Source organism: Wenjunlia vitaminophila DSM 41686, from assembly GCF_000380165.1.
Taxonomy (GTDB): Bacteria; Actinomycetota; Actinomycetes; order Streptomycetales; family Streptomycetaceae; genus Wenjunlia; species Wenjunlia vitaminophila.
Genome location: NZ_KB904735.1, coordinates 1 through 15,124 on the forward strand (window position 1 = coordinate 1; position 15,124 = coordinate 15,124).

The 15,124-nt window shown below is 70.9% G+C and carries 12 protein-coding genes, 1 rRNA gene and 1 riboswitch; of the genes, 12 read left to right on the forward strand and 1 reads right to left on the reverse strand.

Annotation, left to right across the window (positions count from 1 at the left end; genetic code table 11):
- The first annotated feature begins 166 nt into the window (after positions 1 to 166).
- The 11 genes from rrf (at position 167) to A3IG_RS31525 (ending at position 11,267) form a co-directional block, all read left to right on the forward strand.
- A 5S ribosomal RNA gene (rrf, locus tag A3IG_RS0126925) occupies positions 167 to 283 on the forward strand.
- A gap of 118 nt (positions 284 to 401) precedes the next feature.
- Positions 402 to 1,010: a CDP-alcohol phosphatidyltransferase family protein gene (locus A3IG_RS0126930; RefSeq protein WP_018386690.1), complete on the forward strand. Its 609-nt coding sequence runs from the start codon at positions 402 to 404 to the stop codon at positions 1,008 to 1,010.
- A 129-nt stretch (positions 1,011 to 1,139) separates the two neighbouring features.
- Positions 1,140 to 3,635 carry a mannose-1-phosphate guanyltransferase gene (locus tag A3IG_RS0126935; protein WP_026220707.1) on the forward strand — a complete coding sequence of 832 codons (2,496 nt, stop codon included), beginning with the start codon at positions 1,140 to 1,142 and terminating at the stop codon, positions 3,633 to 3,635.
- 157 nt (positions 3,636 to 3,792) lie between these two features.
- A complete protein-coding gene (locus A3IG_RS0126940; RefSeq protein WP_078500979.1) occupies positions 3,793 to 4,725 on the forward strand; it encodes a DUF881 domain-containing protein in 933 nt (310 codons plus the stop codon).
- The gene (locus A3IG_RS0126945; protein WP_026220708.1) at positions 4,722 to 5,054 is read left to right on the forward strand and encodes a small basic family protein; all 333 of its coding nucleotides are present in this window, start codon (positions 4,722 to 4,724) and stop codon (positions 5,052 to 5,054) included. The genes A3IG_RS0126940 and A3IG_RS0126945 overlap by 4 nt, the downstream gene beginning before the upstream one ends.
- A 284-nt stretch (positions 5,055 to 5,338) precedes the next feature.
- Positions 5,339 to 6,352: a DUF881 domain-containing protein gene (locus tag A3IG_RS31520; RefSeq protein ID WP_078501011.1), complete on the forward strand. Its 1,014-nt coding sequence runs from the start codon at positions 5,339 to 5,341 to the stop codon at positions 6,350 to 6,352.
- A gap of 64 nt (positions 6,353 to 6,416) precedes the next feature.
- Positions 6,417 to 7,370 carry an FHA domain-containing protein gene (locus tag A3IG_RS0126955; RefSeq protein WP_236719223.1) on the forward strand — a complete coding sequence of 318 codons (954 nt, stop codon included), beginning with the start codon at positions 6,417 to 6,419 and terminating at the stop codon, positions 7,368 to 7,370.
- A gap of 60 nt (positions 7,371 to 7,430) precedes the next feature.
- Positions 7,431 to 8,192, forward strand: a complete 762-nt coding sequence (gene ftsR, locus A3IG_RS0126960; RefSeq protein WP_018386696.1) for a transcriptional regulator FtsR — start codon at positions 7,431 to 7,433, stop codon at positions 8,190 to 8,192.
- Positions 8,193 to 8,273: 81 nt separating this feature from the next.
- Complete coding sequence (locus A3IG_RS0126965) at positions 8,274 to 8,747, forward strand: bifunctional nuclease family protein (RefSeq protein WP_018386697.1); 474 nt, start codon at positions 8,274 to 8,276, stop codon at positions 8,745 to 8,747.
- A 294-nt stretch (positions 8,748 to 9,041) separates the two neighbouring features.
- The gene (locus tag A3IG_RS0126970; RefSeq protein WP_018386698.1) at positions 9,042 to 9,653 is read left to right on the forward strand and encodes a MerR family transcriptional regulator; all 612 of its coding nucleotides are present in this window, start codon (positions 9,042 to 9,044) and stop codon (positions 9,651 to 9,653) included.
- 75 nt (positions 9,654 to 9,728) lie between these two features.
- Positions 9,729 to 11,267: a DNA polymerase IV gene (locus A3IG_RS31525; RefSeq protein ID WP_040912446.1), complete on the forward strand. Its 1,539-nt coding sequence runs from the start codon at positions 9,729 to 9,731 to the stop codon at positions 11,265 to 11,267.
- 30 nt (positions 11,268 to 11,297) lie between these two features.
- Here the strand turns inward: A3IG_RS31525 and A3IG_RS0126980 are convergent, their stop codons facing one another.
- A complete protein-coding gene (locus tag A3IG_RS0126980; RefSeq protein ID WP_018386700.1) occupies positions 11,298 to 11,669 on the reverse strand; it encodes a PRC-barrel domain-containing protein in 372 nt (123 codons plus the stop codon).
- Between the two features lie 199 nt (positions 11,670 to 11,868).
- Positions 11,869 to 11,964, forward strand: a riboswitch (glycine riboswitch).
- Between the two features lie 195 nt (positions 11,965 to 12,159).
- Here A3IG_RS0126980 and gcvP point away from each other — a divergent pair.
- Positions 12,160 to 15,093, forward strand: a complete 2,934-nt coding sequence (gcvP, locus tag A3IG_RS0126985; protein ID WP_018386701.1) for an aminomethyl-transferring glycine dehydrogenase — start codon at positions 12,160 to 12,162, stop codon at positions 15,091 to 15,093.
- Positions 15,094 to 15,124 lie beyond the last annotated feature (31 nt).

The following is a 15,124-nucleotide window of genomic DNA, read 5'->3' on the forward strand; positions in this document are numbered from 1 at the left end:
CAGGGTTGATAGGCCAGAGGTGGAAGCGGGGTGACTCGTGGAGCTGACTGGTACTAATAGGCCGAGGGCTTGTCCATTGATGCTACGTGTCCACTGTGTGGTTCTGGGGCAACAACCAGACCGGTCTCTTTGTTGAGATGTGTGTTGGTTGTGTGTCTGTGTGTGTTTCGGTGGTTATTGCGTGAGGGAAACGCCCGGTTACATTCCGAACCCGGTAGCTAAGCCTTACTGCGCCGATGGTACTGCGAGGGGGACCTTGTGGGAGAGTAGGACGCCGCCGGACAAATTTTGGTGAGGGGTCTGGGTTGTTGTCTTCGGACAACAACCCAGACCCCTTCGTGCTTTTCCCATCCGGTAGGGTCATGGTGCACCGTCGGCACGTGGTACAGGAGGCACCTCGGGTGGAGGTCCAGGAGACGCGGGTGCAGACAGACCGTGTCCTCACCATCCCCAACATTCTCAGCATGGCCCGCCTCCTCGGCGTACCGCTGTTCCTGTGGCTGATCCTGTGGCCGGAGTTCGGTGGACCAAAGAGCGACGGCTGGGCCCTGCTCATCCTGATGTTCAGCGGCGTCACCGACTACCTGGACGGAAAGCTCGCCCGGCGGTGGAACCAGATCAGCAGTCTCGGGCGGGTTCTCGACCCTGCGGCGGACCGTCTGTACATTCTGTCCACGCTCGTCGGCCTGACCTGGCGGGGCATCCTTCCGCTGTGGCTGACCTGCCTGCTCCTGGCCCGTGACCTGATGTTGTCGTCGATGCTTCCGATCCTGGCCCGGCACGGCTACGGACCGCCCCAGGTGAACTTCCTGGGCAAGGCGGCGACGTTCAACCTGATGTACGCCTTCCCGTTGCTGCTTCTGAGCGATGCGTCCGGCTGGTTGGGGACATTGGGTGCTATTTTCGGATGGGCGTTCGCCGGCTGGGGTACAACGCTGTACTGGTGGGCAGGGATTCTCTACGTGGTCCAGGTCCGCCGGCTTGTGAGGGCGGACGCCACGGCCGACTGAGCCCGCTCCCGGTCAGCGGCAGTCCTCTGCCCTGGTGCGCGGCGGCCGGGGTGCCCGTGCGAGCGTTCGACGGGCCTCGCGGGTGCCCGTCGGCATGACAGCCGTCTCGCCAAGGAGGGCGCTTCCGATATGAAGGCCGTCGTGATGGCCGGAGGCGAAGGTACTCGTCTTCGCCCGATGACCTCGAGCATGCCCAAGCCGTTGCTGCCGGTAGCCAATCGCCCGATCATGGAGCACGTGCTGCGGCTGCTCAAGCGGCACGGTCTGACCGAGACCGTGGTCACCGTCCAGTTCCTGGCCTCCCTGGTGCGGAACTACTTCGGTGACGGTGAGGAACTGGGCATGGACCTCACGTACGCGAACGAGGAAAAGCCCCTCGGCACCGCGGGCAGCGTGAAGAACGCGGAGGCGGCGCTCAAGGACGAACCGTTTCTGGTCATCTCCGGTGACGCGCTCACGGATTTCGACCTCACCGAGTTGATCGAGTTCCACAGGGAGAAGGGAGCCATGGTCACGGTTTGTCTGACCCGGGTTCCCAATCCACTGGAGTTCGGGATCACCATCGTGGACGACGAGGGCAGGGTCGAGCGGTTCCTCGAGAAGCCCACATGGGGGCAGGTGTTTTCGGACACGGTCAACACCGGCATCTACGTGATGGAACCCGAAGTCTTCCAGTACGTGGCCGCGGATGAGTCGGTGGACTGGTCCGGGGACGTGTTCCCGAAGCTCATGAAGGACGGAAAACCGATCTACGGCTTCGTGGCCGAGGGGTACTGGGAGGACGTCGGCACGCACGAGAGCTACGTCAAGGCCCAGGCCGACGTCCTCGAGGGAAAGGTCAATGTCGACCTCGACGGCTTCGAGATCTCCCCCGGCGTGTGGGTCGCCGAGGGGGCCGAGGTCTCGCCCGACGCGGTGCTGCGCGGCCCGCTGTACATCGGTGACTACGCCAAGGTGGAGGCCGGGGCCGAGATCCGCGAGCACACCGTGCTGGGCAGCAACGTCGTGGTGAAGTCCGGCGCCTTCCTGCACAAGGCCGTCGTGCACAGCAACGTGTACGTCGGTGGGCAGAGCAACCTGCGGGGCTGCGTCATCGGCAAGAACACCGACGTGATGCGGGCGGCCAGGATCGAGGACGGCGCCGTCATCGGGGACGAGTGCCTGATCGGCGAAGAGTCGATCATCGCGTCGAACGTGCGGGTGTACCCCTTCAAGACCATCGAGGCGGGCGCCTTCGTCAACACCTCGGTGATCTGGGAGTCCCGCAGTCAGGAGCACCTGTTCGGGGCGCGCGGGGTGTCCGGCATCCTGAACGTGGAGATCACCCCCGAGCTGGTGGTGCGGCTCGCCGGGGCGTACGCCACCACCCTGAAGAAGGGTTCCACGGTCACCACGGCACGTGACCACTCCCGAGGGGCCAGGGCGCTCAAGCGTGCGGTCATCTCCGCGTTGCAGACCAGCGCCATCGACGTGCGGGACCTGGAGAACGTGCCGATGCCCGTGGCCCGCCAGCAGACGGCTCGCGGCAGTGCCGGCGGAATCATGATCCGCACCACCCCCGGCGTGCCGGACTCGGTGGACATCCTGTTCTTCGACGAACGGGGCGCCGACCTGTCCCAGGCCGGGCAGCGCAAGCTGGACCGGGTGTACGCCCGCCAGGAGTACCGTCGGGCGTTCCCCGGAGAGATCGGCGACCTGCGTTTCCCCGCCAGCGTGTTCGACTCGTACACGGGCGCCCTGCTGCGCGCGGTGGACACCTCGGGGGTGGCGGACTCGGGGCTCAAGGTGGTGATCGACGCGGCCAACGGGAGTGCCGGTCTGGTCCTGCCCAGCCTGCTGGGACGGCTCGGGGTGGACAGCCTGACGATCAACCCGGGGCTGAACGAGGCGAAGCCCACCGAGTCCGCGGAGGAGCGCAGGACGGCGCTGGCCCACCTCGGAGAGATCGTCTCCTCGTCCCGCGCCGCCTTCGGGGTGCGGTTCGACCCGGTGGGCGAGCGGATCTCCCTGGTGGACGAGCGGGGGCGGATCGTGGAGGACGATCGGGCCCTGCTGGTGCTGCTCGACCTGGTGGCCGCGGAGCGGCGCAGCGGCCGGGTGGCGCTGCCGGTGACCACCACCAGGATCGCCGAGCAGGTCGCGGCGTACCACGGCACCCAGGTGCAGTGGACCACGACGTCCCCCGACGACCTGACCCGGGTCGGGGAGTCCGAGGGCGCCGTGTTCGGTGGCGACGGGCGCGGGGGCTTCATCGTTCCCGAGTTCAGCAGCGTCTTCGACGGGGCGGCGGCCTTCGTCCGGCTCGTCGGGTTGGTCGCGCGCACCCAGTTGACGTTGAGTCAGATCGACGCGCGCATTCCCCGGGCCCATGTGCACCGCCGGGACCTGGCCACCCCCTGGGCGGTGAAGGGCCTGGTGATGCGACGGGTCGTGGAGGAGGCTGGGGACCGTTCCGTGGACACCACTGACGGGGTCCGGGTGGTGGAGCCCGACGGCCGTTGGGTCATGGTGCTGCCGGACCCGGCGGAGGCTCTGACCCACCTGTGGGCGGAGGGGCCCGACGACGTGTCCGCCCAGGCCCTGTTGGACGAGTGGGCACTGGTGGTGGACAGCGCCGGTCGCTGAGCGGCCCCGGTTTCCCAGCGGGGAGCTGAAGGCGTACGCTCCGGTACCACACGGTGCCGGGGCGTACGACGTCCGCGGGCACGGTCCGGTACCACCGCGGGGGCGTCGGACAGGGGCTGTTCGAGGGTACGGCTGCCAGCGTGCAACGATGTGCGGCATGTCGCAGCACCCCCCCGCACGGAGCGTCCGTCCGCGTCCGCCGCGTCCCGACGCGTCGATGTCGCTGCTGACCAACGTGATGGCGCACAGCCTCGACGCGGGCTATGCCGAGGCGGCGTCACGCCGGGGCGAGTTGGGGACGTCGCACCTGCCCCGGAGCACCCGCTCGTGGCTGGGTCTCGCCGTGGGGCTCGTGCTGGCCGCGCTGGTGGTGACGTTGGGGGCGGCGCAGGCGCACGAGGCCGCCCCGACGTTGGCCAAGGAGCGTGAGGAACTGATCGAACGGGTCGACCGGGCGTCGGGGGAGGCGGACACCACCCAGCGACAGGTGGAGGCGCTGCGCACCAAGGTCGAACAGGAGCGCAGCTCGGCGCTGCGGGCGGGCGGCGAGGACGAGCGGGTGTCCCTGATGGCGCTGCTCTCGGGGGCCGAGGAAGTGGAAGGGCCCGGCATCAAGCTGGTCGTGGACGACGCGGAGAACGCGCGGCAGGGCGTCGGGGACGGCCCGCGGCAGGACTCCAGCTTCTCCGACAGCGGGCGACTGCGGGACCGGGACCTGCAACGCATCGTGAACGGACTGTGGTTGTCCGGCGCCGAGGCGGTGGCCATCAACGGGCAGCGGCTGACGTCCCTGTCGGCGATCCGCGCCGCGGGCGAGGCCATACTCGTCGACAACAAGCCCCTTCCCCCGCCCTACACCGTGCTGGCCGTGGGGGACGGGAAACGCCTGCGCAGCGCCTTCCAGGACAGCGTGGACGGCATGTACCTGCGCGAGCTGCAGGAGAACTTCGACATCCGCGCGCGGATCACCGTCGAGGGCGAGGTGCGGCTCCCGGCCGCTCCCGGCCTCGCCGTGCGCTATGCCGAGCCGCTGCCAGCGGCGGGACCCGGCGACTCCGGGACCACAGAGACGAAGAAGGGCGCATCGTGATTGCCGTACTGGGCCTCGTTGTGGGAGTCGTGGTGGGCCTCTTCGTCCGGCCGGTGGTGCCGGACGGGGTGGAGCCCTACCTGCCCATCGCCGTGGTCGCCGCGCTCGACGCCGTGTTCGGCGGGGTGCGGGCGATGCTCGACGGCATCTTCGACGACAAGGTGTTCGTGGTCTCCTTCCTGTCCAACGTCACGGTGGCGGCGCTGATCGTGTACCTCGGCGACAAGCTCGGGGTCGGCTCTCAACTGTCCACCGGTGTGGTGGTGGTCCTGGGCATCCGCATCTTCTCCAACGCCGCCGCGATCCGCCGGCACGTCTTCCGGGCGTGACGCGGATGGAGAGGCAACCAGGGACCGGGCCCGACGAGGCGCGCGACGAGCGCCTCGGCACCGACGACCGCGCCGCCCACCGGGCCGCGCAGGACCGCGGCGACCGTCCCCGGGGGGACGCCGGGGAGCAGGACGGGGAGGTCGTGGCCCCGGAGGGCCGGGATCGGGACGAGGAGCCGCGCGAGGGGGCTTCCCAGGACAGGGACGGCGCGGACCCGACACCGGGGCGTGCCGCCCCGCCGGGACGCGGCGTGGCCGTGACACGGGTGCGCGAGGAGGCCTGGATGCCGACGGTCACCGCACAGCGGGACGCCGGCGCCCAGGGGAGCAGGGGCGAGCGGCCGGCGGCCGTGTCGTCCGCCTACCGCACCGGCGACTCACCCGAACGGCGTAACGCTGCGCCGTCCGGCGCGCGGCCGTCCGACCAGGTGACCGAGGAGCGCCCCCGTGCCCAGTCCCCAGCGGAACCGGCTGGCGAGGCCACGCCCGCGGGGTCGGCCTCCCGGGAGGGGAGCGACGCCCCCGAGGTGGCCCCGTCCACCGGGGGCACCGGCGCCGGACCGACCGGCAGGCAGCGCCTGGCCGCCGCCCTGTGGCCTCCCCGGGCCTCGAGGGCGCAGTTCATCGTTGCGCTGCTGCTGTTCGCCCTCGGGCTGGGCCTCGCCATCCAGGTGCGCTCCAACACCGACGAGAGCAGGTTGCGCGGGGCCCGTCAGGAGGACCTGGTGCGCATCCTCGACGAGCTGGACAGCCGCAACAAGCGGCTCCAGGAGGAGAAGCGGGACCTGGAGCAGCAACGCACCGAGCTGGAGAACAGCTCGGACCAGGCGGAGGAGGCACGCCGGCAGACCGAGAAGCGGACGGCGCAGCTCGGTGTGCTGGCCGGAACGGTCGCCGCGCGGGGGCCGGGCATCACTTTGACGATCAACGATCCCGGCGGTCACGTTCGTGCCGATATGCTGCTGGACACGTTGCAGGAGTTGCGGGCCGCGGGGGCGGAGGCGATCCAGATCAACGAGGTGCGTGTCGTCGCCGACACGTTCTTCTCCGAAGATCTGTCTCGTGAGGGAGCGAACGCGGTTGTCGAGATCGATGGTCATCGGGTCGAGCAGCCGTACCGGTTCGAAGTGATCGGAAATCCCCAGGATCTGGAACCGGCGCTCAACATTCCGGGTGGAGTGGTGCAGAGCATGGAGAGGGAGCAGGCCACGGTATCGGTGGTGCGCAGTGAGAAGATCGTTGTGGACGCCTTGCGACAGGCAAACCAGCCTGACTACGCTCGCTCGGCACCGGAATGAGGCGTGAACGGGTGGAACTGGGCGTAAGGGTCTTCGTGGGAACAGTATCCGGAACACGGATGCGATTCGTCCCGAGTGGGCGAGAAATGGTGAGGGGCCGGAGCGCCGGCCACAAGGGTTTGTCCTGCCCCACGGGCGGGTCTGTGTCGTTCAAGGGGAATCGCCCGTGAAACTGTTTGCGAAGTTGTTCGGTAGGGGCTCTCGGCAGTCCGGCGAGGGCCGCGGGGCCCGGCACCGGGCCGGTGAGCAGGGGGCCGGCTCGTCGGGCGGCGGCGTTCCCGGGATGCGCAACGCCCCGGACGGTGACGCGCCGGACGGGGGCCGTCCGCTGTTCCGGGGTGGCCACGGGGACCATTCGGGTGGCCACGGGGGTGGATCTGTTGACCCTGCCGGCGCCGGCCGCATAGGTTTCGAGGAACCATCAACCTCAACTTTGGGTGCAGGGTTTTCCGTGGACCCGTACGCCACCCAGGCTGGCCAGCCGCGGCAGGAGGGCGAGTCCGTGCCGGTGTGTTCCAGGTGTGGTCACCGCAATCCGCCGGCCGGGCGCTTCTGCTCCAACTGCGGTGCGCCGCTGCGTCCCGGGCTGACCCCCGAGCGCTCCTCGGAGACCACCTCCACCATCTCGATCTCGGGCCTCGAGGCGTACGAGGGCGAAACGCAGAGCGTGCCGTCGCTCTCGCCCGAGGCGCAGGCGGCGGTGGACGCCCTGCCGGCCGGCTCCGCGCTGCTCATCGTGCGCCGCGGACCCAACTCGGGGAGCCGGTTCCTGCTCGACGGGGACCTCACCACCGCGGGTCGGCACCCGCAGAGCGACATCTTCCTGGACGATGTGACGGTGTCCAGGCGGCACGTGGAGTTCCGGCGCAGCCCCGAGGGCTTCACGGTCGCCGACGTGGGCAGCCTGAACGGCACCTACGTCAACCGGGAGCGGATCGACTCGGTGGCGCTGTCCAACGGGGACGAGGTACAGATCGGCAAGTACCGACTGGTGTTCTACGCCAGTCACTGGGGCTGACCGGCCGGGCGCGGTCCCATCGGGTGGCGTGCGGCGAGGCGGCGAGAAAGCAGGAGGGCCATGCTTCGTACATCCGCAGGCGGTATCGTCCCGGCCGCCGCCACCGCTGATCGCCAGCTCCTGAGCATCGGCGCGGTGCTCAACCTGCTGCGCGACGAGTTCCCCGAGGTCACCATCTCCAAGATCAGGTTCCTCGAGACCGAGGGCCTGGTGGAGCCGCAGCGAACGCCCTCCGGCTACCGGAAGTTCAGCGCCAAGGACGTGGACCGCCTGGCCCACGTCCTGCGGATGCAGCGTGACCACTACCTGCCGCTGAAGGTCATCAGGGAACACCTCGACGCCCTGGACCGGGGGGACCCGGTGCCGGTGCCGGCCCCCGCGGGGGCGCGTTCCGGGGCGTTGGCCGAGGAGCCCGCGGGAGAGCTGCTCGAGCCGGAGGCGGACGCCGCCGCGGTGGTGCGGCTGGGCCGGGCCGAGCTGGTGGCCGCCGCGGGCGTCACCGAGGAGCAGCTCGGCGAGTGGGAGTCCTACGGCGTGGTGCAGCCCAATCCGGACGGCACCTACAGCGGCGAGATGCTCGCCATCACCAAGATCGTTGCTGAGATGCGGCGTTTCGGTCTCGAGCCCCGGCACCTGCGGGCGGTACGGGCCGCGGCGGAGCGCGAGGTCGGCCTGGTCGAACAGGTGGTGGCCCCGCTGCGGCGGCACCGCAACCCGCAGACCCGGGCGCACGCCGAGGCCATGGCTCGGGAACTGGCCACCCTGTCGGTGCGGCTGCACGCCGCGCTGGTCCAGTCGGGGCTGCGGGTTCGTATGCTCTGACGTGCTCTTTCGGCCATCGTGCGGGCGGGTGGCGCTGAGCCCGACTACCCAAACCCGGCAGGCACCGCCTAGGGTTGCTGTGTGAACGAGCTCGACGTCGTGGGCGTCCGGGTCGAGATGCCCTCCAACCAGCCGATCGTCCTTCTGCGCGAGGTGGGAGGCGACCGGTACCTGCCCATCTGGATCGGACCCGGGGAGGCCACCGCCATCGCCTTCGCGCAGCAGGGCATGACGCCGGCGCGCCCGCTGACGCACGACCTGTTCAAGGACGTGCTGGACGCCTTCGGCCAGCAGCTCACCGAGGTGCGGATCACTGATCTTCGAGAGGGCGTCTTCTACGCGGAGCTGGTCTTCGCCAGCGGCGTGGAGGTCAGTGCCAGGCCGTCCGACGCGATAGCCCTCGCCCTGCGCACCAACACCCCGATCTACGGGAGCGACGGTGTGCTGGACGACGCCGGGATCGCCATCCCGGACGAGCAGGAGGACGAGGTGGAGAAGTTCCGGGAGTTCCTGGACCAGATCTCGCCCGAGGACTTCGGCACCAGCAACCAGTGAGCTCCCGGTGACGGCGCCCCGGCGGACGTCGGAGTCCGGCGCCCTACCGCATCGGGATCGCACAGAGCCACCGCGCGTCATCCATTCGACGAGCGATACCCGTCCGTGGGTCACGCCAAACCACTCATGGGGTTGACATCACCCGGCGTGCCGAGTGTGGCGATCGTTGACGCACCCCCAGTGACTGCCTACCGTCGTGAAGGAAGGTCCCGGAAGGCTCTGCCAAGGCGTTGCCGGACATTGGGCTGGGTTTCCCCCCGGTGCTTTCGGGATGTCGAACGGACGGAGGTCGGCGTGAGAAGCACCGGCGACGGGACGGCCGCGGGCAGCGGCTATCCGCCTCGCGGCCCGCAACGCTCCCCCCGGCTCTGTGCGGAGGAGGGGGCGGTCGCGGGGGGCTCCGGACCTCATCAGGGCCTCGTCGGCTACCGCGGTCCCACCGCCTGTGCGGCGGCCGGCATCACCTACCGACAACTGGACTACTGGGCGCGCACCGGGCTGGTGGAGCCCAGTGTCCGGCCGGCCCACGGGTCGGGCACCCAGCGGCTCTACAGTTTCCGCGACGTCGTCGTCCTGAAGATCGTCAAGCGGCTGCTGGACACCGGGGTGTCCCTCCAGAACATTCGCACCGCCGTGCGCCACCTGCGTTCCCGGGACCTGTCCGACCTGGCCAGGATGACGCTGATGTGCGATGGCGCGACGGTGTACGAGTGCGCCTCCCCGGACGAGGTGGTGGACCTGCTCCAGGGTGGGCAGGGCGTGTTCGGCATCGCCGTGGGCGTGGTGTGGCGGGAGGTCGAGGCGGCGCTGGCCCAGCTCCACGGGGAGCGGGTCGACACGGGTGAGACCCTGATCGGCCACAACCCCCAGGACGAGCTCGCCCGGCGGAGGAACCGGGCTGGTTGACCGTGTGCGGTCGATCCACCGGGTTCCCGTACGCGTGTTCGGTCGAGTGTCGGTGCGGTGGGGCACCATGGCGGGGTGAGAGCCGTGCCGACGATCCTGCACCTGGACATGGACGCCTTCTACGCGTCCGTGGAGCAGGCGGCCAAGCCGAGCCTGCGCGGCAAGGCGGTCATCGTCGGCGGGCTGGGGCCGCGCGGTGTGGTGGCCACCGCCTCCTACGAGGCCCGTCGGTCCGGCGTCCACTCGGCCATGGCGATGGGCATGGCCCGCCGACTGTGCCCGAACGCCGCCTTCCTGGTGCCGAGGTTCCCGGTGTACCGGCAGGTCAGCGAGGTGGTGATGGCCGTGCTGCGGTCGGTGTCCCCCCTGGTGGAGCCGTTGAGCCTGGACGAGGCGTTCGTGGACCTCGAGGCGGGCCCGCACGGCGCCCTGCTTGACCTCCAGGGGCAGGAGCCGACGGCGCTGGCGACGGCGCGGGTGACCGCCATGGTCCTGGCACTGGCCGAGGACCTGCGAGCGGACATCGGGAGGGCGACGGGCCTCACCGCCTCGGTGGGGGTCGCCAGTTCCAAGATGCTTGCGAAGATCGCCTCCGAGCAGGCCAAGCCCGACGGACTGCTGCTGGTCGAACCGGGCAGGGAGCACCAGGTCCTCGACCCGCTGCCGGTCCGGGCACTGCCGGGCGTGGGGCCGGCCACGGCCGAGCACCTGCGCCGGGCCGGGATCGCCACGGTGGCGGAGGCGGCGGCGGCGGGCAAGGCCGAGTTGGTGCGGCTGTTGGGGAAGGCGCAGGGCGCGGCGGTCGCCTCGATGGCCGCGGGCCGGGACGACCGTCCGGTGGTGGCGGACCGGGAGACGAAGTCCGTTTCGGTGGAGGACACCTTCGAGGTGGACCTGGCGGACCGGACCAGGGTGCTCCGGGAGATCGACAGGCTCGCCGAGAGCTGCGTCCGCCGGCTCAGGGCGGCCGGCAAGTCGGGCCGCACCGTGGTGGTGAAGGTCAGACGTTTCGACTTCTCCACGCTGACCAGGTCCGAGACGCTGCGGGCGCCCACCGACGACCCCGCGGTGGTGCTGGAGATCGCCCGTCGGCTGATGGACGCGGTGGACACCACCGGCGGGGTGCGGCTGCTGGGAGTGGGAGTGACCGGGCTGGCCGACTTCACCCAGGAGGACCTGTTCGCGCACGTGGTGGAGGCCAAGGGCGACGCGGAGCGCCCCGGCGGGCCCGTGGCCGGCGCCCCGGGGCCGGAGGGGCAGGGTGCCGTGGCCGGTGCGCCGCCCGGCGAGGAGCGGGACGCCGCGGGGGCGGCCGGGGAGTCGTCCCTGGCCCGGGAGCCGGCCGCGGCCGAGGCGCAGCGCAGGTGGCTGCCGGGCCAGGACGTGCGGCACGTCGAGTTCGGGCCGGGCTGGGTCCAGGGCAGCGGGGTGGGCCGGGTGACGGTCCGCTTCGAGACCCCGTGGTCGCCGCCGGGCCGGGTGCGGACCTTCCTGGTGGATGATCCGGCCCTGGAGCAGGGGCCCCCACTGCCCCTGACCGGGCCGGACGGTCCTGACCCCGAACCGCACGGCGGCGGTCCCGGGCCCCGGAGCGGGGCCGTGTCCGGGACCTGACCTCCCGGGGCGGCCCCGCTGCCCGGTCCGCTACTCGGGCTCCCCGGCCAGGTGGCCGAGGTCCGGCTCGACCGACGGCTGCTCGGTGCGGGCCACGTCGAGGTGGTAGTGCCGGTACAGCCTGAGCTCCTGGTCAGGGGAGAGGTGGCGGCCCACGCCGAAGTCGGGGGCGTCCTTGACCAGCGCCTTGTCGTACGGGACGCGCAACACGTTGCCGGAGACCACGCTGGGTTCCAGGGGGACGAACGCGTCCCGCCCGAAGAGGCCGGTGCGCACCGCCGCCCACTCGGGCTCTCCGGTGACGTCGTCGAGGTAGACCTCGTCGATGGTGCCGATCTTGCTTCCGTTGCGATCAACCGCCTTGCGGCCGATCAGGCTCCGCGGGTCGATGTGGGTCTGCACGGTTCCTCCAGCGGCTAGCGGCACGTCACGACAGGGACGGTCGGAAGAGTCAAGAGACGCCAGTCGATATAGCCGATAATCACATAAATAATCCTCATTGCTCCCGCCCTGTCTCCGGATGCGCGGCCCTCCATGCCGTCGGCGCGACGGCCGAATCGGATCGGTCCGGCCGCACGCTGCTAGGGTTGGTGGTGGCTGACGACCCCGTGCGGGAGAGTCCCCGGTCTGGCCGCCGGGGCGCCGAAGGAGCAACTCCTCCCCGGAATCTCTCAGGCATCCGAACCGCACGGTCGAGGTCACTCTGGAAAGCAGGGCGGGCGGCGGGCACAGGCACGACCCCTCCCTCACCGACGGTGCAAGCCGAGCCCGCGGCGACACCGCCTCCGCGGTCCACGGCGAAGCTCTCAGGTCGCGATGACAGAGGGGGAGGCCATCGGGCGCACATCCCCGTGCTGCCCGTGCAGGTCGTACCGACCAGGAGGCCCCCGCGATGACCGCCGACGTGAGCGGACGCACCCCCCGTACCCTCACCGACCTCGAAACCGCCCCGTCCTTCCAGCGGCGGCACATAGGGCCGGACGCCGCGGCCCGCGCCAAGATGCTCGCGCAGGTCGGCTACGGCTCCCTGGACGAGCTGACCGCCGCCGCCGTCCCCGACGCCATCAAGAGCACCGAACCGCTGCGGCTGCCCGCGGGGCGGACCGAGGCGGAGGTCCTCGCGGAGCTGCGGGCGCTGGCGGACCGCAACCAGGTCTTGAAGTCCATGATCGGCACCGGCTACTACGGCACCTTCACCCCGCCGGTGATCCTGCGGAACGTGCTGGAGAACCCCGCCTGGTACACCGCCTACACCCCTTACCAGCCGGAGATCTCCCAGGGCCGGCTGGAGGCGCTGCTGAACTTCCAGACCGTGGTGGCCGACCTCACCGGACTGCCCACCTCCGGTGCCTCCCTGCTGGACGAGGGCACGGCCGCCGCGGAGGCGATGGCCCTGTCCCGCCGGGTGAGCAGGACGCCGCCGCCCCGCGGCGCCACGGGCTCGTCCCCCGGCCAGGGCCTGTTCCTGGTGGACGCCGACTGTCTGCCGCAGACCATCGCCGTGGTGCGTTCCCGGGCGGAACCGCAGAGCATCGAGGTGCTCGTCGCCGACCTCTCCCAGGGCCTGCCGGACGGGCTCGCCGAGCGAGGCCTGTTCGGGGTGCTGCTCCAGTACCCGGGCACCTCCGGGGCCGTGCGGGACCTGGCCCCGGTGGTTGACGAGGCCCACCAGCTCGGCGCGGTGGTGTCCGTCGCCGCCGACCTGCTGGCGCTGACCCTGCTGACCCCGCCCGGAGAGCTGGGCGCGGACATCGCGGTCGGCACCACCCAGCGCTTCGGTGTCCCGATGGGATTCGGCGGACCGCACGCCGGCTACATGGCCGTGCGCGAGTCGTTCGCCCGCAACCTCCCCGGCCGACTGGTGGGCGTCTCCGTGGACAGCCACGGCGACCGCGCCTACCGGCTGGCGTTGCAGACCCGCGAACAGCACATCCGCCGGGAGAGGGCCACCAGCAACATCTGCACGGCGCAGGTCCTGCTCGCGGTCATGGCCGGGATGTACGCGGTGTACCACGGCCCTGAGGGGCTGCGGACCATCGCCCGGCGCACCCACAGGTACGCCGCGGTGCTCGCCCAGGGGCTGCGGGCCGGTGGGGTGGACGTGGTGCACGACGCGTTCTTCGACACGGTGACCGCTCGGGTCCCCGGCCGCGCGGCCGAGGTGGTCGCCGCAGCCCGGGCCGCCGGGGTGAACCTCCGGCAGACCGACACCGACCTGGTCGGCATCGCCTGCGACGAGACGACGACACGCTCGGACCTGACCACGGTCTGGGCCGCGTTCGGGGTGACCGCCGACGTCGACGCACTGGACGCCACCACCCCCGACGCCCTCCCCGAGGGCCTGCTGCGCGGTGACGCGGTCCTGACCCACCCGGTGTTCCACCAGTACCGCTCCGAGACGGCGATGCTGCGCTACCTGCGGCGGCTCGCGGACCGGGACTACGCGCTGGACCGGGGCATGATCCCGCTGGGGTCGTGCACCATGAAGCTGAACGCCACCGTCGAGATGGAGCCGGTCACCTGGCCCGAGTTCGGCGAGCTGCACCCGTTCGCCCCCGCCGAGCAGGCCCAGGGCTACCTCGAGCTCATCGGTGACCTGGAGGACCGGCTGGCCGAGCTCACCGGTTACGCCAAGGTGAGCCTCCAGCCGAACGCCGGATCACAGGGCGAGCTGGCCGGGCTGCTGGCCGTCCGGGCGTACCACAGGGCCAACGGCGAGCAGCAGCGCACCGTCTGCCTGATCCCGTCCTCGGCCCACGGCACCAACGCGGCCAGCGCGGTGATGGCCGGGATGACCGTGGTGGTGGTCAAGACCAGCGAGGACGGTGACGTGGACCTCGCGGACCTGCGCGCCAAGATCGACGCCCACCGGGACACCCTCGCCGTGCTGATGGTGACCTACCCGTCCACCCACGGGGTGTTCGAGGAGCACATCACCGAGGTCTGCGAGGCGGTGCACGCCGCCGGTGGGCAGGTGTACGTGGACGGGGCGAACCTCAACGCCCTGGTCGGCCTCGCCCGGCCGGGGGCGTTCGGGGCGGACGTGTCGCACCTGAACCTGCACAAGACGTTCTGCATCCCGCACGGCGGCGGCGGCCCCGGGGTCGGCCCGGTCGCGGTGCGCGAGCACCTGGCGCCCTACCTGCCCAACCATCCGCTCCAGCCCGCGGCCGGGCCGGAGACGGGGGTGGGACCGGTCTCCGCGGCACCCTGGGGCTCCGCCGGCATCCTGCCCATCTCCTGGGCCTACCTGCGCCTGATGGGCGGCCCCGGGCTGAGGCTCGCCACCCAGGTGGCGGTGCTCAGCGCCAACTACGTGGCCAAGCGGCTCGCCCCGTACTACCCGGTGCTCTACACCGGGCCCGGTGGCCTGGTGGCGCACGAGTGCATCATCGACCTGCGTCCGCTCACCAAGGCGACGGGGGTGACCGTGGACGACGTGGCTAAGCGGCTGATCGACTACGGTTTCCACGCCCCCACCATGTCGTTCCCGGTGGCCGGGACGCTGATGATCGAACCCACGGAGAGCGAGGATCTAGCAGAGCTTGACCGGTTCTGTGCGGCGATGATCGCCATCCGGGGGGAGATTGACCGAGTGGCGGCAGGAGAGTTCACCGCGGCGGAGAGCCCGCTGCGCCACGCGCCGCACACCGCCGCGGCGCTGACCGACGAGTGGACCCGTGGGTACTCACGGCAGGAGGCGGTGTTCCCGGCGGGGCTCCCGGCGGCGGACAAGTACTGGCCTCCGGTGGGCCGCATCGACGGGGCGTTCGGGGACCGGAACCTGGTCTGCTCCTGCCCGCCGCTCGACGACTACGAGAGCTGAACAACCCCGACCGGTGGCGTCCGGAGCGGCG